Annotated in this window: 27 protein-coding genes and 1 tRNA gene; 10 read left to right on the top strand and 18 right to left on the bottom strand. The window is 63.6% G+C overall.

All coding sequences use genetic code 11. The annotated features are described in order from the left end of the window. Positions 1–11 precede the first annotated feature (11 nt). The 5 genes from EU803_RS05940 to cysG are packed head-to-tail and all read right to left on the bottom strand — an operon-like array spanning position 12 to position 4539. Positions 12–428 carry a DUF934 domain-containing protein gene (locus EU803_RS05940; RefSeq protein ID WP_129680780.1) on the bottom strand — a complete coding sequence of 139 codons (417 nt, stop codon included), beginning with the start codon at positions 426–428 and terminating at the stop codon, positions 12–14. Positions 429–440: 12 nt separating this feature from the next. Further along, positions 441–1181: a phosphoadenylyl-sulfate reductase gene (locus EU803_RS05945; RefSeq protein ID WP_129680782.1), complete on the bottom strand. Its 741-nt coding sequence runs from the start codon at positions 1179–1181 to the stop codon at positions 441–443. After that, positions 1171–2841, bottom strand: a complete 1671-nt coding sequence (locus tag EU803_RS05950; RefSeq protein WP_129680784.1) for a nitrite/sulfite reductase — start codon at positions 2839–2841, stop codon at positions 1171–1173. Before EU803_RS05950 ends, EU803_RS05945 begins: the two co-directional genes overlap by 11 nt. A gap of 1 nt (position 2842) precedes the next feature. Beyond that, a complete protein-coding gene (locus EU803_RS05955) occupies positions 2843–3142 on the bottom strand; it encodes a DUF2849 domain-containing protein (RefSeq protein WP_129680786.1) in 300 nt (99 codons plus the stop codon). After that, positions 3139–4539, bottom strand: a complete 1401-nt coding sequence (gene cysG, locus EU803_RS05960; RefSeq protein WP_129680788.1) for a siroheme synthase CysG — start codon at positions 4537–4539, stop codon at positions 3139–3141. The genes EU803_RS05955 and cysG overlap by 4 nt, the downstream gene beginning before the upstream one ends. A gap of 142 nt (positions 4540–4681) precedes the next feature. Here cysG and EU803_RS05965 point away from each other — a divergent pair, with 142 nt between their 5' ends. The 6 genes from EU803_RS05965 (at position 4682) to EU803_RS05990 (ending at position 12120) form a co-directional block, all read left to right on the top strand. Continuing rightward, positions 4682–5143 (top strand): Lrp/AsnC family transcriptional regulator, encoded by a 462-nt coding sequence (locus tag EU803_RS05965; protein ID WP_129680790.1) that lies wholly within the window; start codon positions 4682–4684, stop codon positions 5141–5143. 47 nt (positions 5144–5190) lie between these two features. Beyond that, positions 5191–6969, top strand: a complete 1779-nt coding sequence (locus EU803_RS05970) for an ATP-binding protein (protein WP_129680792.1) — start codon at positions 5191–5193, stop codon at positions 6967–6969. Further along, on the top strand, positions 6966–8192 hold the full coding sequence (locus EU803_RS05975) for a sigma-54 dependent transcriptional regulator (RefSeq protein ID WP_129680794.1): 1227 nt from the start codon (positions 6966–6968) through the stop codon (positions 8190–8192). The genes EU803_RS05970 and EU803_RS05975 overlap by 4 nt, the downstream gene beginning before the upstream one ends. A gap of 299 nt (positions 8193–8491) precedes the next feature. Then, the gene (locus tag EU803_RS05980; RefSeq protein ID WP_129680796.1) at positions 8492–9502 is read left to right on the top strand and encodes a DctP family TRAP transporter solute-binding subunit; all 1011 of its coding nucleotides are present in this window, start codon (positions 8492–8494) and stop codon (positions 9500–9502) included. Between the two features lie 117 nt (positions 9503–9619). Further along, a complete protein-coding gene (locus tag EU803_RS05985; protein ID WP_129680798.1) occupies positions 9620–10309 on the top strand; it encodes a TRAP transporter small permease in 690 nt (229 codons plus the stop codon). After that, entirely contained in the window at positions 10309–12120 is a 1812-nt protein-coding gene (locus tag EU803_RS05990) for a TRAP transporter large permease (RefSeq protein ID WP_129680800.1), read from the top strand. Before EU803_RS05985 ends, EU803_RS05990 begins: the two co-directional genes overlap by 1 nt. Before the next feature lie 175 nt (positions 12121–12295). Here EU803_RS05990 and tpiA read toward each other — a convergent pair whose 3' ends face one another. The 8 genes from tpiA to EU803_RS06030 all read right to left on the bottom strand — a co-directional run bounded on the left by tpiA (position 12296) and on the right by EU803_RS06030 (position 19122). Next, on the bottom strand, positions 12296–13036 hold the full coding sequence (gene tpiA, locus EU803_RS05995; RefSeq protein WP_129680802.1) for a triose-phosphate isomerase: 741 nt from the start codon (positions 13034–13036) through the stop codon (positions 12296–12298). A 54-nt stretch (positions 13037–13090) separates the two neighbouring features. After that, the gene (locus EU803_RS06000) at positions 13091–13414 is read right to left on the bottom strand and encodes a TfoX/Sxy family protein (RefSeq protein WP_129680804.1); all 324 of its coding nucleotides are present in this window, start codon (positions 13412–13414) and stop codon (positions 13091–13093) included. Then, positions 13411–13776, bottom strand: coding sequence for an iron-sulfur cluster assembly accessory protein (locus EU803_RS06005; RefSeq protein ID WP_129680806.1), 366 nt, complete (start codon positions 13774–13776; stop codon positions 13411–13413). The genes EU803_RS06000 and EU803_RS06005 overlap by 4 nt, the downstream gene beginning before the upstream one ends. A 78-nt stretch (positions 13777–13854) precedes the next feature. Further along, positions 13855–14277 carry a hypothetical protein gene (locus EU803_RS06010; protein WP_129680808.1) on the bottom strand — a complete coding sequence of 141 codons (423 nt, stop codon included), beginning with the start codon at positions 14275–14277 and terminating at the stop codon, positions 13855–13857. A gap of 81 nt (positions 14278–14358) precedes the next feature. After that, complete coding sequence (locus tag EU803_RS06015) at positions 14359–14721, bottom strand: SUF system Fe-S cluster assembly protein (protein ID WP_129680810.1); 363 nt, start codon at positions 14719–14721, stop codon at positions 14359–14361. Positions 14722–14818: 97 nt separating this feature from the next. Further along, positions 14819–17182, bottom strand: coding sequence for an aldehyde dehydrogenase family protein (locus EU803_RS06020; protein ID WP_129680812.1), 2364 nt, complete (start codon positions 17180–17182; stop codon positions 14819–14821). Between the two features lie 12 nt (positions 17183–17194). Next, positions 17195–18118: a deoxyribose-phosphate aldolase gene (gene deoC / locus EU803_RS06025; RefSeq protein ID WP_129681584.1), complete on the bottom strand. Its 924-nt coding sequence runs from the start codon at positions 18116–18118 to the stop codon at positions 17195–17197. Between the two features lie 44 nt (positions 18119–18162). Then, positions 18163–19122 (bottom strand): sugar-binding transcriptional regulator, encoded by a 960-nt coding sequence (locus EU803_RS06030; protein WP_129680813.1) that lies wholly within the window; start codon positions 19120–19122, stop codon positions 18163–18165. A gap of 138 nt (positions 19123–19260) precedes the next feature. Here EU803_RS06030 and tgt point away from each other — a divergent pair, with 138 nt between their 5' ends. Then, the gene (gene tgt / locus EU803_RS06035; protein WP_129680815.1) at positions 19261–20388 is read left to right on the top strand and encodes a tRNA guanosine(34) transglycosylase Tgt; all 1128 of its coding nucleotides are present in this window, start codon (positions 19261–19263) and stop codon (positions 20386–20388) included. Here the strand turns inward: tgt and EU803_RS06040 are convergent. Together EU803_RS06040 and EU803_RS06045 are read right to left on the bottom strand one after the other, a co-directional pair. Next, positions 20355–21281 (bottom strand): hypothetical protein, encoded by a 927-nt coding sequence (locus EU803_RS06040; protein ID WP_129680817.1) that lies wholly within the window; start codon positions 21279–21281, stop codon positions 20355–20357. The two genes, tgt and EU803_RS06040, sit on opposite strands and share 34 nt — an antisense overlap. Further along, positions 21281–22078, bottom strand: a complete 798-nt coding sequence (locus EU803_RS06045; protein WP_129680819.1) for a hypothetical protein — start codon at positions 22076–22078, stop codon at positions 21281–21283. The genes EU803_RS06040 and EU803_RS06045 overlap by 1 nt, the downstream gene beginning before the upstream one ends. A 279-nt stretch (positions 22079–22357) precedes the next feature. On the opposite strand from EU803_RS06045, the gene lon reads away from it, so the two are divergent. Beyond that, positions 22358–24772, top strand: coding sequence for an endopeptidase La (gene lon / locus EU803_RS06050; protein WP_129680821.1), 2415 nt, complete (start codon positions 22358–22360; stop codon positions 24770–24772). A 74-nt stretch (positions 24773–24846) separates the two neighbouring features. On the opposite strand, the gene EU803_RS06055 is transcribed toward lon, so the two are convergent. Genes EU803_RS06055 through EU803_RS06065 form a run of 3 tightly spaced genes read right to left on the bottom strand, consistent with a single transcriptional unit; the run spans position 24847 to position 25568 of the window. After that, positions 24847–25065, bottom strand: coding sequence for a hypothetical protein (locus EU803_RS06055; protein ID WP_129680823.1), 219 nt, complete (start codon positions 25063–25065; stop codon positions 24847–24849). Positions 25066–25101: 36 nt separating this feature from the next. Continuing rightward, positions 25102–25314 (bottom strand): hypothetical protein, encoded by a 213-nt coding sequence (locus tag EU803_RS06060; protein ID WP_129680825.1) that lies wholly within the window; start codon positions 25312–25314, stop codon positions 25102–25104. 38 nt (positions 25315–25352) lie between these two features. Then, a complete protein-coding gene (locus EU803_RS06065) occupies positions 25353–25568 on the bottom strand; it encodes a hypothetical protein (RefSeq protein WP_129680827.1) in 216 nt (71 codons plus the stop codon). Positions 25569–25788: 220 nt separating this feature from the next. On the opposite strand from EU803_RS06065, the gene EU803_RS06070 reads away from it, so the two are divergent. After that, positions 25789–26139 (top strand): HU family DNA-binding protein, encoded by a 351-nt coding sequence (locus EU803_RS06070; RefSeq protein ID WP_165352787.1) that lies wholly within the window; start codon positions 25789–25791, stop codon positions 26137–26139. Positions 26140–26151: 12 nt separating this feature from the next. Beyond that, a tRNA-Val gene (locus EU803_RS06075) sits at positions 26152–26226 on the top strand. Positions 26227–26290: the final 64 nt, after the last annotated feature.

Consider the following 26290-nt stretch of genomic DNA (forward strand, 5'->3'; position numbering starts at 1 on the left):
GTTAAAGGGACTTACCCGCGCAGGCGGCGCTGGTAGTCATGGGATTGCCAGTTGGCGCGGACCAGCCATTGGTCCTCGGGCTGGCGGGCGGCCAACTCGGCGCTGATCTCGACCTCGTCAAACCCGACGCGGCGGGCCATCGCATATTGGTCGGCGATCACATGGCCACGGGCGCGCAGCCGCCCGGTATAGCCACGGGCGCGCAAGAGCCGGGCAAGGGTGAAGCCCCGCCCGTCGGAAAAGGCCGGAAAGGCGATCCGGATCAGGCCGATCCGCGCACCGGACAAGTCCAGCCTCGCAAGGTCGGCATCCGGGGCAAGGTCCAGCCCGATGGCGCCGCCGTCATTGGCGGGCAGGGCATCGGGCGTCACGATATCGCCGGTCCAGTCATCAGGGCCAAAGCCCGCGTCGGTTACGATCACGTTCATTGTCTTGTCCTCTCAGGCGGCGTCGGTGGTGACCGGGCCGCGCACGATCTTGCCATCCACGAAATGGATGCCGCATTCGGTCTTGTCGCTGCCGCGCCAGCGGCCCGCGCGCGGGTCTTCCCCGTCGTTCACGCGGGTGGTGCAGGGGGCGCAGCCGATGGATGGGTAGCCTTTGGACACCAGAGGGTGACGGGGCAGGCGGTTTTCGGCGATGTAATCCTTCACATCCTCGGTGCCCCAATGGGCCAGCGGGTTGATCTTGATCCGCCCGGTGCCGTCCTCGGCCTCGAAGAATTGCAGGGCCTCGCGCTTGCCGCCCTGATACCGTTTGCGCCCCGTGATCCAAGCGTCGAACCCGGACAGGGCCTGTTGCAGCGGCACCGTCTTGCGCAGAGAGCAGCAGGCATCGGGGTCGTGCAGGTGCAACAGCCCCTCGTTGTCGTCCCTGAACACAGCTTCGCGCGTCGGGCGGATGATCCGCACGTCTTCCAGCCGCAACCGTTCCGCCAGTTCCTGCTGATAGACCAGCGTCTCGGCGAACAGCATTTCGGTGTCGATGAACAGGACCGGGGTTTTCCGGTCGATCACCGACACAAGATGCAGCAGAACAACCGATTCCGCCCCGAACGAAGACACCAGGGCGATCTTGCCGATCTCGGCGTCGCCCAAGGCGCGTTCCAGCACGGCGGTGGCGCCATGGTGGCGGTAGCGGTCATTCAGCCCGGCAACTTTATTGGTCAGGTCAAGCGGCATCGGCCTTTTCCTCCGCTTCATAGAGCGCGGATTTGAACGGAGTCATGCCCACCCGGCGGAAGGCCTGAAGAAAGGTCTCTTCGGGGCTTTCGCGCAGGGAAACATAGGCGCGGACGATCCGTTCGATCGCGGGGACGATTTCATCGGCGGAAAAACCGGGGCCGGTCTTTGTGCCGATGGCGGCGTCTTCGGTGCCGTCACCGCCAAGGGTGATCTGGTAGTTTTCCACCCCGGCGCGATCCAGCCCCAGAATGCCGATATGGCCGACATGGTGATGACCGCAGGCGTTGATGCAGCCCGAAATCTTGATCTTCAGCGGGCCGACCTCGTGCTCCAGCTTCAGTTCGTCAAAGCGGGTCGCGATCTCTTGCGCGATCGGGATCGACCGGGCGGTGGCAAGGGCGCAGTAGTCCATGCCGGGGCAGGCGATGATGTCCGAGGCCAGCCCGATATTCGCGGTTGCCAGCCCTGCGTCGCGCAGGCGGGCGTAGACCTCGGGCAGGTCGGATTTATGGACATGCGGCAGGATCACGTTCTGTTCGTGGCTGATCCGCAATTCGCCGTGGCCAAAGACCTCGGCCAGATCAGCAAGCGCGCGCATCTGGTCTGATGTGGCGTCGCCCGGCGTCTGCCCATGCGCCTTGATCGAGACCGAGACGATGGCATAGCCCTCCGCCTTGTGCTGGGCCAGGTTGGTATCGGTCCAGCTGCGGAAGGCCGGGTTCGCGGCGCGGGCGGCCTCGTATCCACCCGTCGGCTTGGTCACGAAGGCGGGCGGCTGGAAGTGTTGTTCAATCTCGGCCAGAAGGTCCTGATCGACGCCGGTGAAGGCGGGACGCAGTTCCGCGAACCGGTCCTCGACCAACCGGGAAATCTCTTCGATTCCATGCTCGTGCACGGTGATCTTGACGCGGGCCTTGTATTTGTTGTCGCGTCGGCCCAGCAGGTTCCAGACCGAGACGACCGCCTCGACATAGGGCAACAAATCAGCCTGCGGCAGGAAGTCCCGGATCACCTTGCCGATCATCGGGGTGCGGCCAAGCCCGCCGCCGACGATCACCTCGAACCCCGGCTCGCCCGCGTCGTTCAGGACCATGCGCAGCCCGATGTCATGGGCGCGGGTCACGGCGCGGTCGTTGGGGCTGCCGGTGATTGCGATCTTGAATTTGCGCGGCAGGAACTGAAACTCCGGGTGGTCGGTAGACCATTGGCGCAGCAGTTCCGCCACGGGGCGCGGATCGGCGATTTCATCGGCAGCTGCGCCCGCGAAATGATCGGCGGTCACGTTGCGGATGGTATTGCCGCTGGTCTGGATCGCGTGCATCCCCACATCGGCCAGCGCGTCAAGGATATCCGGTACATCAGCCAGTTTGGGCCAGTTGTACTGGATGTTCTGACGCGTGGTGAAATGGCCATAGCCCTTGTCCCAACGGTCGGCGATATAGGCTAGCTGGCGCATCTGGGCGGGGTTCAGGGTGCCATAGGGCACGGCCACCCGCAGCATATAGGCGTGCAGTTGCAGATACAGCCCGTTCATCAGGCGCAGCGGGCGAAACTCGTCCTCGGTCAGCGATCCGTCGATCCGGCGGTTCACCTGGGCCCGGAACTGGGCCACGCGTTCGTGGACGAATGCGGCGTCAAAGTCGTTGTAGTGATACATCTTACACCTCTGCCTGCTTGCCGTGGGCATAGTTCGACGGGCCGCGGGTGCGGAATGCCTCGCGGAAGTGGATGGGTTCGGGGCCGGTCTGGCCGGGCTTGGCATCGGCAAGGTAGGGGCCGACGACGTGGTCGGGTTGGGACAGGGCGAACAACAGCCGGATATCGGCGTGGGCCTCGTCCTCGATCAGTTCTGCCTCTGCCATGTCGCGGGTCCAGCGGTCGTCCTCGGTCAGCCAGATGGCATCGCCGTCCAGAAGGGCGTTGGCAGTAACAACCTTGGGGGTGAAGGGGCGGCTCATTGGGTGGCCTCTTTCAGCTCGGGTGTGGTCAGGGCGGCCAAGGCGGCGCGGGGCGCAAGGCCAAGGAAGGTCAGGGCAGGGCCGGACAGATTGGCGCGGGTCAGGTCCGGTTCCAGGTTGGACAGCGTGGTGGACAGAACCCGGCTGTCGGGGCGGCTGGCGTTTTCAATCACGGTGACCGGGGTTGCCGGGTTCGCGCCATGCATCAGCAGGCGGCCCTGAATGAAACGGGCGGATTTCTTGCCCATGTAGATCGCAGCGACCTCTCCGGGCCGGGCCAGCGCGCGCCAGTCGTGGTCGCAGAACCCCTTGGTGTCATGGCCGGTCAGAAAGCGGACCGATGAATTGCGGTGCCGCTTGGTCAGGCTCTGGCCGATCTGGGCCACGGCGGCGGAGGCGGCGGTGATCCCCGGCACGATGTGCCAGTCGATCCCGGCGGCGTCCAGCGCGTCGATCTCTTCGTCCAGACGGCCAAAGACGGTCGGATCCCCGGCCTTGAGCCGCACAACCTGTGCGCCCCCGGCGGCGTGTTCCACGATCAGCGCATTAATGTCCGACTGGCTGGTGGAGGTGCCAAAACCCTCTTTGCCGACGTCGATCATCAGCGCCTCGCGCCGGGCAAGTTCAAGGATCTCGGGCGAGACAAGCCGGTCGTAGATGACCACATCCGCGGTATCCAGCGCCTTGCGGGCCTTGAGGGTCAGCAGGTCCGGGTCACCGGGGCCCGCGCCGACAAGGGCGACGTGGCCGTCGCGGCGGGCCTGCATGACATGGGTGTCCAGCAGGTCGGACAGGGCTCGGTCCACCGCCGGTTCGCCGCCCTGATCCAAGGCGCGGGGGCCATCGCGGAAGTAATAGTCGGCCCAGAAGTCGCGCCGCTTGCGCCCCATCGGCAGCACATCGGCGGCATGGCGGAAGGCCTTGCCGATCCGCGCCAGCAGCCCCAGCGTCGCAGGCAGTCGTTCTTCCAGATCGGCCTTGATCGCGCGGGCCAGCACGGGGGCTGCGCCTTCGGTGCCGATGGCGACGGTGACGGGGTCCCGGTCGACGATGGCGGGGGTGATGAAGTCGGACCCATGCAGGTTATCGACAATGTTCACCAGCGCGCCCTCGGCCCGGGCAATCCCGGCCACGCGGGCGTCTTCCACTTCGTCCTCGGCTGCGCCATAGACAAGCGCGGCACCGCGAGCGTCCCCCGTGGTCAGGGCGCGGGGGATCAATGCAATCTTGCCGTCATACGCAAGGCGCAGAAGATCGGGGTGGGGCGCATCGGCATAAACCTCGACCTTCGCCTCTGTCTTGGTCAGAAGGCGCAGCTTGGCCAGCGCGGCCTCGCCACCGCCGGCAAGGACGATCCGGGCGTTCTTGACGTCCAGGAAAATCGGGAAGTGCTGCATCGGGTCATGTCCTATGGTCGAAATCTGACCCCAATATAGGAAATTGTCCCTGTATTTGGCTATTGCACCGCAGAAATAAGGACGTATGTTCACATCCATCGCCCGGCGATAGCTTCTGTTCCAAACTGCGGAGAAAACCGGAATGGCGTTTCGAATTGACGATATGGATCGGAAAATCCTTGGCGAATTGCAGCGTGACGCCGGGCAGTCGCTGGATGAAATCGCCAAGAATGTCGGGTCGTCCAAGACCCCGGTCTGGAACCGGATTCGCAAGATGAAAGAGGCCGGGATCATCGGTCAGCAGACCGTCTTGCTGGATGCCGAGGCGCTGGGGTTCGAGGCGACATTCTTTGTCCTGATCCGCACGTCCGAGCACGAGGCGGATTGGCAGAACAAGTTTCTTTCCGCCCTGCGCGACCGGCCCGAGGTGCAGGAGGCACACCGGCTGGCGGGCGATATCGACTATATCCTCAAGGTGCGGGTCAAGAACGCGCGGGCCTATGACGTCTTCTATCAGGCGCTGATTTCCGAGGTGAAGATCCACAACGTCACCGCCCTTCTGTCGATGGAAGAACTGAAATCGACGGTTTCCCTGCCGCTCTGATCCGCTTGGCTCTGGTCAAGGCCCGTGCCGGTTTCTAGGGTTGGCCCATGTTCGCGCCCCGTCTGCGCCGCCTTGCGGTGATCCTGTCCTTTCTTGCCGCCGTGGCCGCCGTTGCGGGCGGGGTCTGGGCCTATGGCTATGCCGGGGCGCTGCGGCAGCTGCAAAGCCGGGGCCAGTCGGACCTTGCCCTTGCCGGTGATCGGCTGACCGGCGAATTGCAGCAATTCCGGTCACTTGCGGTGTTGATGGCCGATCACCCCACAGTGACGGGGCTGCTGGCGGGGACGGTTGATCCGGCCACCTCCCGCGCCCTGCTGCTGGAGGTCGCGGACAAGACCGGATCGCTGGATGTGATCGTCGTGGACCAAACAGGCCGCGAACGCGCCGCGGCCAGTGGCACACCGCCCGATCCCCACGCTGGGCGGCCCTATTACGAACGGGCGATGGATGGGGCGCTTGGCGTCTATCATCAGTTGTCGGACCGCTACGGTCGGCGCACGTTCCTCTTCGCCGCGCCCGTGTTTTCCGAAGACGGCCCACCATCCGGGGCGGTTCTGGTGTTGGCCGATGTCGAGGAAGTCGAGGCCGTTTGGCGCGGCGACCGCCCCACGGTGTTCTTCACCGACGAACTGGGTGTCATCTTTGTGTCGAACCGATCTGAATTGGTGTTTCGGTCCCGCACCGGGGACATGCGCGCGGCAGGGCAAAGCGCGGAATACCCCACCGGGCGGATCATGCCCTTTGTCCATTACGAGGCCCGCCTGTGGCAGGGGATGGACCTGTGGCGGGTCGATGCGGGCCGCTATGTGCCGGAACGGGCGTTGCATCTTGAACTGGACCTGCCGGTGATCGGCCTTGTGGGAGAGGCGCTTTTGGACGTGGCCCCGGCGCGGCAACTGGCTCTGTTGCAGGCAACGGTCACGGCGGCGCTGTGTCTTGCCTTTGGGGCGCTGCTGTTTCTGGCTACCGAACGCCGCCGCACCCTGGCGGAAGCGAACCAGAGGCTTGAGGCGCGGGTGGCGCAGCGGACGGCCGAACTGTCCGACCTCAACGCCGACCTGCTTCGCGAGGTGGCGGAACGGACCGCCGCCGAAGCGCGGTTGAAGAAGGCGCAGGCGGACCTTGTACAAGCGGGCAAGCTGTCGGCGCTGGGGCAGATGTCGGCGGGCATCAGCCATGAATTGAACCAGCCCCTGATGGCGATCCGGTCCTTTGCCGAAAACGCCGAAGTCTTTCTGGCCAAGGGAAAACAGGATGTGGCCGCCCAGAACCTGACCCGCATTTCCGACCTGGCCCGTCGGATGGGTCGGATCATCCGCAACCTGCGCGCCTTCGCCCGACAGGAAAGCGAAGCCCTGTCGGACGTGGATATCACCGCCGTCGTCGATGTTGTCCTTGAGATGGCAAGCGCAAGGCTGACCCAATCGACCGTCACCGTGATCTGGGACCGCCCGTCCGGCCCGGTCATGGTCCGAGGTGGAGAGGTGCGCCTGCAACAGGTGATCCTGAACCTTGTCACCAATGCGGTCGACGCGATGGAAGAGACGGGCGAGAAGCGGCTGGAGATTGGGGTGTCCTCCGAGGGGGCGAAGGTGTTCGTGACCGTGCGGGACACCGGCCCCGGCATTGACGAGCCGGAAAAGATATTTGATCCCTTCTATTCGACAAAGACCGTGGGCAGCGGCGACGGCATGGGGCTTGGCCTGTCGATTTCCTACGGGTTGGTGCAAAGTTTCGGGGGCAATATCCGGGGCCGCAATCACCCGGACGGCGGCGCGGTCTTTACCGTGGAACTGGCCGGGGTGGCCGGGAAGGGGGGCGCATGACGCGCAAGGTTCTTCTGGTGGACGATGACCGCGAGGTGCGCGAGGCGCTTGGCCAGACGCTGGAACTGGCCGATCTGGACCCGATCCTTGCCGGCAGCTTTGTCGAGGCGAAGGACCGGATCGAACCGGGGTTTGACGGGGTGATCGTCACCGATATCCGGATGCCGGGCCGCGACGGGTTTCACCTTCTGGATCACGCGCGCAAGCAAGACCCGGACCTGCCGGTGATCCTGTTGACGGGTGAAGGCGACATTCCCATGGCGGTTCGCGCGATGGACGCGGGCGCCCATTCGTTTCTGGAAAAACCCTGCGCCCCGTCCGACCTGATCGCGGTCGTCGAAAAGGCGCTGGACCAGCGGCGCGCGGTTCTGGAGGACCGGCGCCACAAGCTGGAAATGGAAAGCGGCGATGCGGCGGCGCGGATGCTGTTCGGTACGTCGGACCTTGCCCGCGACCTGCGCGGCCGCGTCCGCACCGTGGCCCGCGCCAGCGCCGAGGTTCTGGTCACCGGAGAGCCGGGCAGCGGCACCCCCAAGGTGGCCGAGGTGATCCACCTTCTGTCCGCCGCCGCCCGCCATCCCTTTGTCAAACGGGCCGGGGCCGGGCTGAGTGTCGAAGGTCTGGCGCAGGCGATCGACGCCGCGCAGGCCGGATCGCTGTATATCGACGAGGTGGGGGCGATGCCGTTGGGGGTTCAATTCGACCTGCTGGACCGGCTGGAAAACGGGGTGCAATGCCGTGTCATCGCGGGCACCACCGGCGATCTGGCCCGTGATGTCGGGGCAGGGCGGTTCAACGCCGACCTCTATTACCGGCTGGACCTGATGCGGGTCCGCATTCCGGCGATCCGGGAACGGACCGAAGATATTCCCGTGCTGTTCCGCCATTATGTCGCCCAGGCCTGCGAACAGGCGAACCTGCCGGTTCCGGCGATCCAGCCGGATGTTCTGGCCCGTCTGATGGCGCAGGACTGGCCGGGCAACGCGCGGGCCCTGATGAACGCCGCGATGCGCTTTGCCTTGGGGCTGGGCGAGGTTGAAGAAGCCGAAGGGTTGGGTCTGGCCGAACAAATGGCGCGGGTCGAAAAATCGCTGCTGATCGCCGCCCTGCGTCGGGTGCAGGGCAACGCAACCGAAGCGGCGCGCGCCCTGAAACTGCCGCGCAAGACCTTCTATGACAAGCTTACCCGGCACGAAATCCGGGCCGAGGACTACAGGGTTTAGCACCCCCACGGTTCCGCCAGAGCATCCCGGCGCGGGGACCATAGCGGCGAGTCGATGGGCCGGTGTGTGCGGAAATCCGCACGGTTACCGGTAACCTATGTGCGGTTTTCCGCCCTTGGGTGCCAGGCGGCAGCGGTCGTCGCCCCAGCTTTGCCTCATAACTATATGCGATGGAACGAAAAATCCGGTAGCTGCGAAGAATTTCATCATTTCTTGCACCGGTCGGGGCAGGTCGGGGCACACTCTTGGCGCGCCCCGTAGTTTGCGGGGGTCACATATGTCTCATGGGAGGAGACCACATGAAATTCGCAAAACTCGCCACCTCTGTCGCTGCCATCGCCCTGACCGCCGGTCTGGCACAGGCCGACCCGATGGGCTGTGACGATGGCGAAATCGTCGCCAAGTTCAGCCACGTCACCAACACCGACCGTCACCCCAAGGGTATTGCCGCGACGCTTCTGATGGAGCGGGTCAACGCCGAGATGGACGGCGTGATGTGCATGGAAGTTTTCCCGAACTCCACGCTGTACAACGATGACCAGGTGCTTGAAGCCATGCTTCAGGGCGATGTGCAGCTTGCCGCGCCGTCGCTGTCGAAATTCGAACAGTTCACCAAGCAGTTCCGCATCTTCGACCTTCCCTTCATGTTCACCAACATCGATGCGGTCGACGCCTTCCAGACCTCGGAAACCGGTCAGGCAATGAAGGACAGCATGCAGCGCCGCGGTCTTCAGGGCCTAGAGTTCTGGCACAACGGGATGAAGCAATTCTCGGCCAACGTGCCGCTGATCTCGCCGTCGGACGCGTCTGGGCTGAAGTTCCGGGTGCAAACCTCGGACGTGCTGGTTGCCCAGATGGAAGCCCTTGGCGCGAGCCCGCAGCCGATGGCCTTCTCGGAAGTTTACGGTGCCCTGCAAACCGGCGTTGTGGACGGACAGGAAAACACCTGGTCGAACATCTATGGCCAGAAGTTCTTTGAGGTGCAGGACGGGATCACCGAAACCAACCACGGCGTGATCGACTATCTGGTCGTGGCCTCGGTTGACTGGCTGGACAGCCTTGAACCGGCGACCCGCGACCAGTTCCTGACCATCCTCAACGAGGTCACCCTTGAGCGCAACGCCGCCGTGGGCGCGGTGGATGCCGCCGCCCGTCAGTCGGTTCTGGATGCCGGTGGCGTGATCCGCGAACTGAGCGCCGAACAGCGTCAGGAATGGGTCGATGCGATGAAGCCGGTCTGGGAACAGTTCCTCGAGGACGTCGGCCAGGAAAACATCGACGCCGCCCAGGCGATCAACGCCTCTCTCTAAGGGCTGAAAACCCGGCCCGGCGCGCCCGAACGGGACAGCGCCGGGCCCTTTCCAACACCGAACACGGGGGGCGCCGGTTTTGCCGCCGCCCCCGACTTGCACAGGGTGGGGATATCCATGTCATCGTCAGGCACAACACCGCGCGGCCCGGTCGGCCGTATCGTCCACGAGCTGGAAGAAAGCATGATTGCCCTGCTGCTGGGCCTCATGACCGTGGTGACCTTCGTCAACGTGGTCATGCGCTACGGGTTCAACAGCCAGCTGATCTGGGGTCTTGAGGTCACGCTGATCCTGTTTGCGTGGCTGGTCCTGTTCGGGATCAGCTACGGGTTCAAGGTGGTGTCGCACCTTGGGGTAGACGCGCTGATCAACATCGTGCCCGCGCCCGCGCGCCGGGTGATGGGTATTCTTGCCGCCGCTGCCTGTCTGGCCTACGCCTTCCTGTTGCTGAAAGGGGCCTGGGACTATTGGGCACCCTTCGCCGGGCTGGATGCGACCTCGGGCCGCTGGTTCCCGACCGGGTTCGAAAACTCACGCGATCAGGGCTGGTATGAAACCGAACAGGTGCCGATCCCCTTCGCCAAAGAGTGGCTTGAGGCCAATTTCAACCTTGGCGAGGACTACGAGAAACTGCCGCGGTTCGTTCCCTATGTGATCCTGCCCGTCGGCATGGCGCTGATGCTGTTCCGCATCGCGCAGGCCACTGTGCGCCTGATCCGGGGCGACATCGACTGCCTGATCGTCAGCCATGAAGCCGAAGACGCGGTGGAAGAAGCCGGTCGCGAATTGAACAAGGAAGCCCGCTGATGGACGTCGTCATCCTGTTTGCAATGGTCATCGCCCTTCTGGCGGTCGGGGTTCCGATTGCCGTGGCGCTTGGCCTGTCGTCCACCATCTTCCTGCTGATGTTCTCAGACAGCTCCTTGGGGTCTATCGCCCAGTCGCTGTATCAGGCGATGGCGGGGCACTATACGCTTCTGGCCATTCCCTTCTTCATCCTCGCCTCGAGCTTCATGTCCACGGGTGGGGTGGCACAGCGGATCATCAGCTTTGCCATTGCGGTGATCGGCCATGTGCGGGGCGGTCTAGCGATTGCGGGTGTTCTGGCCTGTATGCTGTTCGCGGCGCTGTCCGGGTCATCGCCCGCGACGGTGGTCGCGGTTGGGTCTATCGTCATCGCCGGGATGCAGAAGGTGGGCTATTCCAAGGATTTCGCCGCCGGTGTGATCTGTAACGCAGGCACGCTGGGCATCCTGATCCCGCCTTCCATCGTGATGGTCGTCTATGCTTCGGCCACCGATGTGTCGGTCGGTCGGATGTTCCTTGCGGGCGTCATTCCGGGCCTCTTGGCGGGCTTCATGCTGATGGCCGCGATCTATGTGATCGCGCGGGTCAAGAACCTGCCCAAGGGCGAATGGCTGGGCTGGACCGAGGTCTTCTCGACCATCCTTGATGCGTCCTGGGGCCTGTTCCTGATGGTGGTGATCCTTGGCGGGATCTATGGCGGGGTCTTCACCCCGACAGAGGCTGCCGCGATTGCTTCTGTCTATGCCTTCCTTGTCGCGGTCTTCGTCTATCGGGACATGGGGCCGCTGAAGGGCAAGCCGTGGATCCCCGAAGAGGACAAGGACCGGGCGCTTCTGGGGCTGCGGGTCTGGGGCTTTACCCTTGTCTCGACCATCATCTATGTCGTGGCCGCCTTCATGCTGGGCGCGCCGATCATGAACGGGGTCTGGGGCGGTCTGGCCTTCCTCGTCGTGGCGGTGATCCTTGGTGGAACCATGCACAAGGCGGTTGCCGCGGGCTGGGGCCAGAAACTTTCTGCCGCCGTGGTGGTGATCTTTGGTGTCCTGCCGCTTCTGTTCGTCCTGCGCGGCATCTGGGGCAGCGATAATTCGGTCGCGATGGATATCATCCTGACCGTCCTTGCGGTGATCATCCTTGTCCTGCCGCCCGCTGTTTTTGCCTTCGCGCTGCTGCGGTCCGCGGAACGGCTGGTCGCCTCTGGCGCCAGCTTCGAGGACAGCCTGATGTCGGGTGTCGGCCATCTGGTCCGGGCGAACCTGCAGAACCTTGCCATGTTCGTGCCCGCGCTGGTCCACAAGGACACCAAGCATACGCTTCTGGAGGCGGGCAAGCTGACCATCATGCTGATGTTCATCATCGCCAACGCGCTGATCCTCAAGCACGTGCTGACCGACGAACAGGTGCCCCAGCACATCACCGAGGCGATGCTGGCTGCGGGTCTTGGCCCGATCGCCTTCCTGATCGTGGTGAACGTGATCCTGCTGATCGGGGGTCAGTTCATGGAACCCTCGGGGCTGATCGTGATCGTGGCGCCGCTGGTGTTCCCGATTGCGCTGGAACTGGGGATCGACCCGATCCACCTGGGCATCATCATGGTGGTCAACATGGAGATCGGGATGATCACCCCGCCGGTCGGCCTGAACCTCTTCGTCACCTCCGGTGTGGCGGGGATGCCGATCATGCGGGTGGTCCGGGCGGCGCTGCCGTTCCTGATGGTCCTCTTCGTCTTCCTGATCATGGTGACCTACATCCCGTGGCTGTCGACCTTCCTGCCGACCAGTCTGATGGGTCCCGAGATTATCGTGAGGTAGAGGGCACTTATGCCTACTGGCCCGGGCGACCAGCCCGGGCCGCGCCCGTCCCGCCCCATGGGCTGGCGCATTGCACCGTCACCAATTGCTCAGCCGCCGGGATGGTGTTGGACCATAAATCGACATAGCGGCCACGAACCCAAGCGCCCACCCCGGGACGGGCGCGTCCCTCGGTTCAGCTTGCCTCAAGTGCTTCGATGATCGGGCTGAAATCAGCGGCCTTCAGGCTCGCGCCGCCCACCAGCGCCCCGTCCACATCTCCCACTGCAAATATCTCGGCCGCGTTCGACGGTTTCACCGACCCGCCGTAAAGGATGCGGAACCCGTTGCCGTCCTCGCCAAACCGCTTCACCAGTTCGGCGCGGATGAAGCCATGCACCTCGGCGATCTGGTCAAGGGTAGGGACCTTGCCGGTGCCGATGGCCCAGACAGGTTCATAGGCGATCACGGTGTTGACGGCAGTGGCGGCATCGGGAGTGGACCCGGCAAGCTGCGTGCCCACAACGTCCAGCGTCTGGCCGCCGTCACGTTCGTCCAGCGTTTCGCCAATGCAGATCACCGCGACCAGCCCGTCCGCCAGCGCGGCCTCGGCCTTGGAGCGGACCTGCGCATCGGTTTCGCCGTGGTCTGTGCGCCGTTCGGAATGGCCAAGGATCACATGGGTCGCCCCTGCGTCCCGCAGCATCGCGGTCGAGATGTCGCCGGTATGGGCGCCCTTGGCGGCGGCATGGCAGTCCTGCCCGCCAATGGAAACGGGGCCCGCGACCTGCGCCATGCGGTCGATCAGCGTGGCAGGGGGGCAGAGCAGCAGATCGACGCCGGGGGCAGGGTGGGCGGCGGCCAATGCGGCGACCTCGGCCAGATCGGCGGCAGTGCCGTTCATTTTCCAGTTTCCGGCAGCAAGCTTGCGGCGCATGGGGACCCTCCTGTTATCGCTCACGCTGTCTGTAGCAAGCGCAGGGGCAGAGTGCTAGAGGCAGGCGAGCGCGGCGCGGGCAAGGCGGCAGGCCTCGTCGGGGTCGTCCAGCGCGGCATCAGGCAGCCGCCAATAGGGCATCGCCGTGGTCTTCTTGCCATCGCGGGAATAGGTCCAGAGTTCCCAGCATTCCGCCGTCATGTGATCGGCCCAGTCGCCTGCACCCTTGAGCCACAGCGAGGCGTCCGAATGCAGGATCGCAAAGATGGTCCCATCGGAATAGAGGCACAGGCCCCCCATCATCTTGCGATGGGTGAGCGGGCCAAGCCCGTCGAACAGTTCCAGTGCAAAGTCGATATCGGCGGCGGAAACGCTCACCGCGCAGCGCCAAGGGATTCGTCGAACTTGATCGACTCGCCGCAGCCGCAGGCATCCACCACATTGGGGTTCTTGAACTTGAACCCGGATTCGAGAAGCGAGGTTTCATAGTCGATCTCGGTCCCGAAAAGGAACATCTGGGCCATGGGGGCGATGATCACCTTGGCCCCGTCCTGTTCGACCACCTCGTCATGGGCTTCGACGACATCGACGTAGTCCATGGTGTATTCCATGCCCGCGCAGCCGCCCTTCTTCACGCCGATGCGCAGGCCCGCATGGTCGCCCTTCTGCATCAGCTTGGCGATCTGGGCCGCGGCGCGCGGGGTGATGGTGACAGGCGATTTTCCGGGAATGCCGAACATGGGGGTCTCCTTTGATCCCAATCTAGGGATTTGGGGTCAAACTACAAGCCGACTGGACTCGGGCAGCCGTTGCTTCGATTACTGTGCCGCAACTGTCAGGAACGCAAAGAACTTTGCCACAAATGCCAAAGAATAAAAGATCATTGCCCCTCGAAGAAGTCTTGTCTTGCTGCGAATTATTTGCGCCAAGGAAAGCAGTTGCGCCGCAGCATTCTCAGGGTTGTTACTGAAGTGTGATATTACAGCCGAGGGGGTTTCAAGTCGTGAAATTACAGGCCAAGAATTTTCAAATGCGTTAAGTCTTGATCGAGGAACCAACACGACGCCGCAGCAAGTCAGCCCACTCAGGAAGAAGAAGAGGGCAGCCCAGTCGAAAAACTCCGCGGGCTTACCGAAGAGCGCCACCGCAATCGTACCCATTGCAACCAACGCCGTTACCTTGTTGTCGTAGGACCGAAGTACGCCTTGGAACTCGGCAATTTTGTCATTCAGTTCTTTCATACAGCAAGAGTATGAAGGGAAGGCGCAAACGCAACTTAAATTGGTTGCGTTTACCGGTGTGCAGCCAAAAAAGGGTGCGCTTTACATGAAGCCCAGTTCCAGCCGCGCTTCGTCGGACATCATGTCCATGCCCCATTGCGGTTCCCAGGTCAGTTCGACCTCGACATCCTTGACCCCGGCAACCGGGCCGATGGCGTCGGAGATCCAGCCGGGCATTTCACCGGCCACGGGGCAACCGGGGGCGGTCAGGGTCATGATGATCTTCACCTCGTTTTCATCATTGATATCAATGGTGTAAACAAGGCCAAGGTCGTAGATATTGACCGGGATTTCCGGGTCATAGACCGTGCGGCAGGCCTCTACGATGCTATCGTAAAGCGGATGATCCGTCGATGACGGCTGGATCAGCGGTGCGCCTTCAAGGTGGCCGGTGGCTTCGGTCATGATGCAGGTCCCATAATTCCTGACCGTTCATATAGGGTTTTGCCGCGGGGGCGTAAAGGGCGCGAAGAAAACCAACTGTCTTCGCGCCCGAACGACCCTATTCGCCGTAGGGCACCCAGATGTTCTTGACCTGCGTGGCCCGGTGCAGGAATTCGCGCCCTTGCCCGGCGGGACCGGTGAAATCGCGGATGCCCGCCACCTCGGTCCAGGTTTGCTTCAGGTTCCCGGCCGAGGCGGTTTCGACCATCGTGCAGCCCTCGGCGCTGCCGAAATACCACATGGTGGCCACGTCATCGTGGTCGGCCAGCGTTTTGGCCAGTTCGTCGCGCGGGCCGGTGACAAGGTTCACAACACCGCCCGGCAGGTCCGAGGTGTCGAAGACCTGATACAGGTCGGTCGCGGCCAGCGGATGCGACTGGCTGGGCAGGGCCACAACAGCGTTGCCCATCGCGATTGCGGGCAGAACCAGCGACATCAGCCCCAAGAGCGGCAGGCTGTCCGGGCAGGACACGCCCACCACGCCCAGGGGTTCGTTCATCGCCAGCGTGACATAGGGGTTTGACGTGGAATGCACCGCCCCGTCGAATTTATCCGCCTGCGCGGCATACCAGAAGGCCCGGCGCAGGGTTGCGTCCACCTCGGCCTCGGCCGTTTTTTTCGACTGGCCAAAGCTGTGCAGCCGGTCGGCGAATTCCTCCGCCCGCGCCGACAGGTTTTCGGCGAGGTAGTAGAGGACCTGCGCCCGGTTGTGGCCGGTCGCCTTGCCCCAGCCCGCGGCCTTATGCGCGGCCTCGACCGCGTTGCGGATGTCCTTGCGGTTGCCAAGACCGGCCATGCCGACAGGCCCCTTCGGCCCCATCACCTGATAGACATATCCACTGTCGGGCCGGGCCTGTTTGCCGCCGATGTACATCTTTGCGGTGCGGTCGATCGGCTGCGCCGGGCCGGACAGCGCAGGCAGCGGGTCGGGCGTGGCGGGGGCGGCTTCGGGCTTGCCCGGTTTGCCGGGGCGGGCCGGGCGCAGATAGGCCATCATGCCCTCGCGCCCGCCTTCACGGCCAAAGCCGCTTTCGCGGTAGCCGCCGAACCCGGCGGCGGCGTCAAACAGGTTGGTCGCGTTGATCCAGACCACGCCTGCCTTGACCTTGGCCGCCACATCCAGCGCAAGGTTCACGTTTTCCGACCAGACCGAGGCCGCCAGCCCGTAGTTCGTCGCATTGGCCAGCGCCAGTGCGTCTTCGGGGGTGCGGAAGGTGGTCAGGGTGACCACGGGGCCAAAGATTTCCTCGGTTGCGAGGATATTGGCCGGTTCCACGTTCTCGGCCAATGTGGGCGGATAGAAACAGCCCTGCGGCGCGGTGCCTTGGGTAATCGCCGCCCCCGATGCCTTGCCCTGATCCACAAGGCTGGCAATCCGGTCAAGCTGCACCGGATGCACGATCGCCCCCATGTCGATGCTTTTGTCCAGCGGGTCGCCGACGCGCAGTTTCGCCATCCGCTGTTTCAGCAGATGGGTGAAGCGGGGCGCGATGCTTTCGGCGACAAGGATGCGCGACCCGGCGCAGCAGACCTGCCCCTGATTGAACCAGATCGCATCGACCACGCCTTCGACGGCGGCGTCGATATCGGCGTCGGCAAAGACGATGAAAGGGGATTTGCCGCCCAGTTCCAGCGTCAGCCCCTTGCCCGATCCGGCGGTCTGGCGGCGGATGATCCGGCCCACCTCTGTCGAGCCGGTAAAGGCGACCTTGTCGATGTCCTTGTGGCCGACAATGGCCGCGCCTGTTGCCCCGTCACCGGTGACGATGTTCAGCACGCCCTTGGGCAAGCCGGCCTCTGCCGCGATTTCGGCCAGCGCCAGCGCGGTCAGGGGGGTGTATTCGGCGGGTTTCAGGACGACGGTGTTGCCCGCCGCCAGCGCCGGGGCCACCTTCCATGCCAGCATCAGCAGCGGGAAGTTCCACGGGATCACCTGCCCGCAGACACCCTGCGGCGTGGCGCCGGGGAATTCATCGGCCAGGATCTCGGCCCAGCCCGCGTGGTGATAGAAATGGCGCGCCACCAGAGGCACGTCGATGTCGCGGGTTTCGCGGATCGGCTTGCCGTTGTCGATGGTTTCCAGCACGGCAAGGAAGCGGGCGTGCTGCTGCACATGACGGGCCAGCGCATAAAGGTGCTTGGCGCGGGCGTGGCCGGGCAGGGCGGCCCATTTCGGCTGGGCGGCGCGGGCGGCCTTGACGGCGGCATCCACATCCTCGGCCGCGCCTTGGGTGACTTGCGCGATCTCGGCCCCGGTGGCGGGGTTCGACACGGAAAAGGACTGTCCCGGTTTGGTAAATTGGCCGTTGATGAAATGGCCAAAGCCGCCGGAATGCTTATCCAGCCAGCTTTGCGCAATCTTGGCGTCTTCGGGGGCGGGGCCGTAGTCCATGGTCTCGAGGATCTCTGTCAGGGTGGGCATGGGGTGGCTCCTTTACGCGATCGCGTGGCGGTGGGCGGCGGCGTAGCGGCCCGTAACATGGTGTACTAGCTGGCGTTCGATGTCGCCCAGCATGGAAGAGGCGCCGAGCCGGAACATGTCCGGTTGCAGCCAGCGGTTGCCCATTTCCTCTTTCATCAGGATCTGCCAGGCGATGGCGTCCTTGGCGGATTTCATGCCGCCCGCGGGTTTGAACCCCACGTCGTGCCCGGTGGCGTCCCGGTAATCGCGCAGGGCACGCACCATGGTCAGCGACACGGGCAGGGTGGCGTTGACCCCTTCCTTACCGGTCGAGGTCTTGATGAAATCCGATCCGGCCTGCATCGCCACCATCGACGCGGCGTAGACGTTGCGCAGGGTTTGCAGGTCACCGGTGGCGAGGATCGCCTTCAGATGGGCATCGCCGCAAGCCTCGCGCATGGCGGCGACCTCGTCATAAAGTGCGGACCAGTCCCGATTCAGCACATGTTCGCGGGTGATGACGATGTCGATCTCTTCCGCGCCTTCCTCGACCGCATAGCGAATTTCGGCCAGCCGCAGGTTCAGCGGCATCAGCCCCGCCGGAAACCCGGTCGCGACCGAGGCGACGGGGATGCCGGTGCCTTTCAGCGCCCGGACCGCATGGCCAACCATGGTCGGGTAGACGCAGACCGCGCCGGTGTGCAACAGATCCAGCTCGAGGCCCGCCATGATATGCGGGGCAAGCGGCTGGCGGGCCTTGGCGCAGAGGCGCCGGACCCGGCCTTCGGTATCGTCGCCCGCCAATGTTGTCAGGTCGATGCAGCGGATCGCGTTCACCAGCCAGGCCGCCTGCCAGGTCTTCTTGACCGTACGGCGGGTGGTCAACTGGGCGGCGCGGCGTTCGGCGGCGGTGCGGTTCACGCCGTGGCCTTCGAACATGGCGGTATCCAGCGCCATGCCGGGATTGCGGGCGTGGTTGGCCCCGTGTTGGGGGGTGTCGGTCATTGGGATGTCTCCAATGCATGGGCGGCGGTGGCCGCGTCGGTGATGAGTGTATTGACGAAACCCGCGCGCAAGGCGGCACAGGCGATGGCATGTTTGTCGGTGCCGGTGACAACGCCAATCCGGCGGTCGTGGCGGCCCAATTGGTCCAGTTTCAGCCCGATGGTCCGCGCGTCGATTCCGGCGGATGCAATCTGCCCGTCGGCGGTCACAAAGCGACCAAGGATATCGCCCACCGCACCCGCGACCCGCAGCCGGGCAATCTCCTCGCCGGTAAGATTGCCGGAATGCAGGTGGGCGCTGTCGTCGGTCATCGCGCCCATGGAAAAGCACAGGACCGGGGCGGACCGGGCCAGCGACAGGACATCGGCGACGATCCGGTCGTCTTCCAGCACGCGGGCGGTTTCGGCCCGGCCAAGGATGGCGGGGACGGGCAGGGGCGTGAACCGGCCCTGACCCTTGCGGGCAAAGGTGGCGGCCACGTCGTCATGGCCGCTGGCCTGCGGCTTCGGGGCGACGGTGCCGTTGATCTGCACCACCCGAACCCCATCGGCCCAGCCCATCGGCAGCCAATGGGCCACCTGCGCCATGGTCCGGCCCCAGCTGACCCCGATCAGCTCGGGCGTGGGGCGCAGGGCGGCCAGATAGCGGCCGGCGGCCTGTGTCACTGCCTCGGGCCCGGCCTCGGTCCCGATGACCACGGCATCGCGCAGGCCAAACCGGGCAACCAGCGCAGCCTCCAGCGCCGGCTGGCGCAGGTCGGGCGGCAGGATTTCGATCCGGACGATGCCCTGATCGCGGGCCTCTTGCAGCAGGCGGGCGACCTGCCAACGGTTCAATCCGGTTTCCGAGGCGATCTCGGTCTGGGTGCGGTCCTCGGCCCAGGCCATGCGCGCGACCTGCACCATCAGATGGGTGCGGGTGTCGTCCTGGGGCAGGCGTTGAGCTTCGGCAGACATGGGGATTCCTTTGGTGCAGCACGATTGGTATATCACAACTGTGACGAAGTTCAACATTTGTGATTTAGCGGTCAGCGGGGGCTTTCTTTCGGCGGGATTTCGGCTATCACCCGCCCGACCCAAATGCGGACCGATCCCATGACCAAGTTCTCCTTTGATCTGAAAGCGACCGACGGGAAGGCCCGGACCGGCGTGATTCACACGCCGCGCGGCGATATCCGCACCCCTGCCTTCATGCCCGTGGGCACGGCGGCCACGGTCAAGGCGATGATGCCGGAAAGCGTGGCGGCAACGGGGGCCGATATCCTGCTGGGCAATACCTATCACCTGATGCTGCGGCCCACGGCGGAACGGATTGACCGGCTGGGCGGGCTGCACAGGTTCATGAACTGGAACAAGCCGATCCTGACCGATTCCGGTGGGTTTCAGGTGATGAGCCTTGCCGAGTTGCGTAAGCTGACCGAGAAGGGCGTGACCTTTCGCAGCCATATCGACGGATCGCGGCACGAGATCACCCCGGAACGGTCGATGGAGATCCAGAAGCTGCTGGGGTCCGACATTGTCATGGCCTTTGACGAATGCCCGGCGCTGCCCGCCGACCGCGACAGGATCGCATCCAGCATGCGCCTGTCGATGCGGTGGGCGCAGCGGTCGCGCGATGCCTTTGGCGACCGGCCGGGCCATGCGCTGTTCGGTATTCAGCAAGGCGGGCTGGAAGAGGACCTGCGCGCCGAAAGCGCCGAGGCCCTGACGCGGATCGGGTTCGACGGCTATGCCATCGGCGGGCTGGCCGTGGGCGAGGGGCAAGACGCGATGTTCGCGGCGCTGGACTATGCGCCGGACCAACTGCCGGTGGACAAGCCCCGCTATCTGATGGGGGTGGGCAAGCCCGGTGATATCGTCGGCGCGGTGAAACGCGGTGTCGACATGATGGATTGCGTGCTGCCCAGCCGGTCAGGCCGCACCGGGCAAGCCTGGACACGGCGCGGGCAGGTCAACATCAAGAACGCCCGGCACGCGGACGACCCGCGGCCATTGGACGAACATTGCACCTGTCCGGCCTGCACCAATTATTCGCGGGCCTACCTGCACCACGTCTACCGGTCGCAGGAAATGATTTCGGGAATGCTGCTGACCTGGCACAACCTGCACTACTTCCAGGAGATCATGCAGGACATGCGCGAGGCGATTGCCGAAGGGCGGTTTGCCGCCTGGGAAGCGGCGTTTCACGCTCAGCGGGCTGAGGGCGATATCGACCCGGTCTGATAGCCGCAACGGCGGGTGCGCGTGACGGCGGACAGCAGGCTTCGGTCGCGCCCGCCATCGACCCGATGCCGCAACAGGGCCAGATCGTCGGCCAGATCGTCATCCAGATAATGGGCCAACATCTGCAGGTAGCTGGGCCGGGCATAGACCTGCCGCCAGATCACCTTGGTCCCCGACCCGTGATCCAGAAGGTCGATGGTGTTTTCATTCTCGGTCGACGGGTCGCCCGCGTCGATCCGCGACCGCCAGTGCTGGCGGGTCTCGGGGATGGATAGAAGGATGTCCACAACCTCGGTCACCGACTTTCGGGACCATTCGTGGGTCAGGTGGAATTGTCCGGGCGCATCACCTTCGGCGACATTTGTCAGGGTCTTCTGGAAATAGCGACCCGCGGCGTCCGGGTCGATCACGATGGCCGACCAGACAGCGGCCCTTGGGGCGTTCAGCACGATGGTGCGTTCCCGGTGCAGCGGGTCGAAGTGGAACAGCCTGTCGATCAGCCCGCTACGAATCGCGAGGAAGTGCAGCAGGTTCGGCAGGACAAAGATACCGATTGTCAGACCTGCGTGCCTGGCAATAAAGGTCAGGGCAGAGGGCCAGAGCGTGGCAAGCAGGATCAGCAGGATCAGGACAAGCGCCAGCTGTTCGACAAAGTGGCGGGCGCCGGGCCAGATCGCCGCCCCCAGGACCAGCCCGAAGGCGGCAAAGCAGGCGAAGATACCAGACAGGGTCGCATAGGACGACAACAGCATTTCCAGCGCTTCCGGCAATTTGTCGGGATTGCCGAAGATGCTTTTGCCGACCAGCAGAAGCAGGAGCAGAAGCCCCACCGATAGAACGATCCCTGCAAAGAGAATGACCCGTCCGCGCTGCCGCCAAAGCCGCCCGCCCATCAGGCGGGCTTGCCTGTCAGGGCCTGCGTGGGGACCACGGTCCAGCGGTGGTTGCGCTGCAATTGGGTGGCGAAATTGTGCAACTCGTCCCCGAAGCAGTCGTCGAACCAATGTTCAAAAGCCAGCCGGATCGGCATTGCTTCCTGTTCCAGCCGGGTTTCAACCTCGCAGCGGCCAAGTTCGGGTTCGTTCAGGCAGATGGTCATCATCACGTCGTCGGCGCCGGTTGGGTCCACCCGTTCCAGAAGGTAGCGCGCCCGCTTGTGCGGCACCCGTTCGAGGAAGGTCAGGGTCATTTCCTCGGGCGTGTCATCGGGACGGGCGAAGCGCAAATAGATGGTTTCAGCATCATCCGCGTCCTTGTCGAAATCGACAAGACGGCCGGTCCAGTGATCTTCGGGGTGAGATTCGCCAGGGATCACGGCGTTCCAGACCTGAACGGCGGGCAGATTGACCAGCGACTTGCGGGTGCTGACAAGGCCGAGGCGCAGCGGCAACCGGTCGGTCCATGACCCGTGCAGCGCGGCATGGGCGGCAAGGATACAGACAATCGCGGTGCCGGGAAAAATCTGGGCGGGTAGGGGAAGAAGTGCGGCGATCACAAGACCCAACGACAGGCTTTCCGCCATGCCGCGATAGTTTGGGGCCAGCACGATGATGAACAGCCCGATGACGGCCAGCAGAACGCCGGTTCCGATCGCCCCGAGACCGGGGCCGAACAAAAGGGCGTGGGCCAGCATTCCCGCGACCCCGGCAAAGATGATCCGACGCTTCTGGCGAAGGAGGTAGGTGAGCATAGGCACGATCCTGACGGTCTTGTTTGGCGTCACCTTGACCGCGAAATCTGGCAAGACAGCGGCGCGGAGCGGGTGATTTTCGCGCGAACCCTGCCAATCGGACAGATTTCCCGACGATGGTCCCTTGCAGCGGGTCGATGCCAAAGGCATTCTGCGCCGACCCAGACACGGTTGATTTGGCGGCACACCGGCCCCATTTGTTAAAACCGAGAAGAGGAGACGCCGGTGGCTGCCACCAAACGGGGCCCGGTCGCGTCTTGCCAGAACAAGGAAACGAGCATGCAAGAACCCCTCGCCACGTCCTACCCGGTGCTGCCGCTGCGCGACATCGTGGTGTTCCCGCACATGATCGTGCCGCTGTTTGTCGGCCGCGAGAAATCGGTGCGGGCGCTTGAGGAGGTCATGGCCGACGACAAGCAGATCCTGCTGTCCAGCCAGATCGACCCGGGTCAGGACGACCCCGATGAAAACGGGATTTACAAGGCCGGCGTGCTGGCCAATGTCCTGCAACTGCTGAAATTGCCCGATGGCACCGTGAAGGTGCTGGTCGAAGGCAAGGCGCGGGTGCGGATCACCGAATTCCACGAAAACGACCGGTTCTTCGAAGCAAGCGCCGAATATCTGACCGAATTCCCCGGCGAGGAAAGCGAGCTGATCGCCCTTGTCCGGTCGGTTTCGGAAGAGTTCGAACGCTACTCGAAAATCAAGAAAAACATTCCGGAAGAAGCACTTGCAGCGGTTTCTGAAACCTCTGAACCGGCGCGGCTGGCCGACCTTGTGGCAGGCCACCTTGGGATCGAGGTTGACCAAAAGCAGGAGCTTCTGGAAACCTTGTCGATCAGCGAGCGACTTGAGAAGGTCTATGGCCTGATGCAGGGCGAAATGTCGGTCCTGCAGGTCGAGAAGAAGATCAAGACACGCGTCAAGAGCCAGATGGAGCGCACCCAGCGCGAGTACTATCTGAATGAACAGATGAAGGCCATTCAGAAGGAACTGGGCGACGGCGAGGAAGGCGCGAACGAGATTGCCGAGCTGGAATCGCGGATCGCCGAAACCAAGCTGTCCAAGGAAGCCCGTGACAAGGCCGAGGCGGAGCTGAAAAAGCTCAAGTCGATGTCGCCGATGTCGGCAGAGGCAACTGTCGTGCGCAACTACCTTGACTGGATGTTGTCCATCCCGTGGGGCGTGAAATCGCGCACCAAGAAAGACCTTGGACATGCCGAAAAGGTTCTGAACGCCGACCACTACGGCCTTGAAAAGGTTAAGGAACGCATTGTCGAATACCTTGCGGTCCAGCAGCGTTCGAAAAAGCTGAAGGGGCCGATCATGTGCCTTGTCGGCCCTCCGGGCGTCGGCAAGACCAGCCTTGGCAAATCGGTGGCCAAGGCCACGGGACGCGAGTTTATCCGCATCAGCCTTGGCGGCGTGCGCGATGAAAGCGAGATCCGCGGCCACCGCCGGACCTATATCGGGTCGATGCCCGGCAAGATCATCCAGGCGCTGAAGAAGGCGAAGACCACCAACCCGCTGATCCTTCTCGATGAGATCGACAAGATGGGGCAGGATTTCCGGGGCGACCCGGCGAGCGCCATGCTTGAAGTGCTGGACCCGGAACAGAACTCGACCTTCGTGGACCACTATATGGAGGTGGAATACGACCTGTCGAATGTCATGTTCCTGACCACGGCGAACTCCTACAACATGCCCGGCCCGCTTCTGGACCGGATGGAGATCATCTCGCTGGCCGGCTACACCGAGGACGAAAAGCGCGAGATCGCGCGCCAACACCTGCTTCCGAAAGTGATGAAAAACCATGGGCTTAAACCCAAGGAGTTCACGCTGGATGACAGCGCCCTGACCGCGATGATCCGCACCTATACCCGCGAAGCCGGGGTGCGGAACCTTGAACGCGAAATCGCCAAGGTCGCCCGCAAGGCGGTGACCCGGATCGTCAAGGGCGAAACCAAACTGGTGGAAGTCACTGACGCCAATATCGATGATTTCCTCGGGGTGCCGAAGTACCGCTACGGTCTCGCTGAAAAGGAAGATCAGATCGGTGTGGTCACCGGGCTTGCCTATACCTCAGTCGGGGGCGAGATCCTGTCGATCGAGGCGCTGCGCCTGCCGGGCAAGGGCCGGATGAAGACAACCGGGAAATTGGGCGATGTGATGAAGGAATCCATCGATGCGGCCAGTTCCTATGTCCGGTCCATCGCGCCGCAGATCGGGGTAAAGCCGCCGAAGTTCGACCGCTTGGACATCCACGTCCACGTGCCGGACGGGGCGACGCCCAAGGACGGACCGTCGGCCGGTCTGGCGATGGTGACGGCGATCGTGTCGGTGCTGACCCAGATCCCGGTGCGCAAGGACATTGCCATGACCGGCGAGGTGACGCTGCGCGGCAATGCCAGCGCCATCGGCGGGTTGAAGGAAAAGCTGCTGGCGGCCCTGCGCGCCGGGGTGAAGACCGTGCTGATCCCGACCGAGAACGAAAAGGACCTGCCCGAGATCCCGGACAACGTGAAAGAAGGGCTGGAGATCATCCCGGTCAGCCATGTGTCCGAGGTTCTGGAACACGCGCTTGTGCGCAAGCCGGAGCCGATCGACTGGGACGAGGAGGCCGAGGAAGCCGCAGCGGCGGAACGGGCCTTGTCCGGATCGCCGGAGGATGGCGCGTCGGCCACTACCCACTAAGGGCCCTTGGAGAGTAAGCAAAAGGCGCGGTGAAAACCGCGCCTTTTGTCTTTCAGGTCAATGCGATGAACCTATCAGGTTTCGGGCAGTGAATCGGACGTCGAGGACGACATCGCCGCCGCGATCAGCGCGATCAAGATCAGCGGAATGATCAGTCCAGCGGAAGAGGAGGAGCCAGCCTGCTCTTCCACGATCACCGGGGCCATTTCCATCACGGGCTCGGCCATGCCACCGGCGAGGGCGGCACCGGCGGTGCCCAAAAGGGTGGCGGCGGACGCGAGGATTTTCTTCATCTTGGTCTCCTAGTCTTTCAAACGTTGCTTCGCGGATCAGAGATCTTCGGACCCGGTCGAGCTGGACATCGCCGCCGCGATCAGCGCGATCAGGATCAGCGGGATGATCAACCCGGCGGAAGAGGAGGAGCCAGCCTGCTCTTCCACGATGACGGGTGCCATTTCCATCACGGGTTCGGCCATGCCACCGGCGAGGGCGGCACCGGCGGTGCCCAGAAGGGCGGCGGCGGACGCGAGGATTTTCTTCATGAAATACTCCTACCTATCAGAAAAGGGGTTTGGACGGGTCAGTTGATGTTGGTCGATTCCGACGAGGACGACATCGCCGCCGCGATCAGCGCGATCAGGATCAGCGGAATGATCAGCCCAGCGGAAGAAGAGGAGCCAGCCTGCTCTTCCACGATCACCGGGGCCATCTCCATCACGGGTTCGGCCATGCCACCGGCAAGTGCCGCGCCGGCAGATCCGATAAGGGCGAAAGCAGAGATTGCGAATTTTTTCATGTCTAATGTCCTTTGTTCCTTCCGGCGACGTTGGGCAGCCCACCGGTATTGATGATACTGAAACTGTGGCCCGTCCAACCCCAACGGTCAAGCATGGCATTCCATGCCCCGGCGGGAATGCCGCCTTTCGGAACAGGATTTCGCTGGCATTTCCCGCCTGCACGGATCAACATCGCGCAAACCGGTCGCGAAAAGCGGAATGGAAAGGCAGGCATCGAGAATGGCAAAGACAGCAAAGCCGCAGGGCGCGTCGCTGCAAGTGGTGGGCGCCTCTGCGCCGACAGAGGCGGGCGAGCCGCTGGGACGCAAGGAATTCGTTGCAAAGGTTGCGGCCGAGAGCGGGATGAAGCCGAAAGACGCCCGCGCGGCGGTCGATGCGGTGCTTGCGGCGCTGGCCTCCTCGTTACGGGCGGGCGAGGAATTGAACCTGCCGCCGCTGGGCAAGGTCAAGCATGTGAAAGCCAAGGATATTGGGACCGCGCGGGTCGCGACGATCCGGGTTCGTATCCCCGAACAGGGGCCGAAAAAAGCGGGATCAGACCCCCTTGCAGAGACGGGCGAGGAAGGCTAAAGACCCGCCAACGGGTGATTAGCTCAGTGGTAGAGCGCTTCGTTCACATCGAAGATGTCAGGAGTTCGAATCTCTTATCACCCACCATTCTTCTTTTGAAACGCGTCCGGACCGGGCGCGTTTTTGCTTTCGGGGGTCAGGCGGGCGGGCT

The sequence above is a fragment of the Loktanella sp. IMCC34160 genome (assembly GCF_004145845.1).
Taxonomy (GTDB): Bacteria; Pseudomonadota; Alphaproteobacteria; order Rhodobacterales; family Rhodobacteraceae; genus SELP01.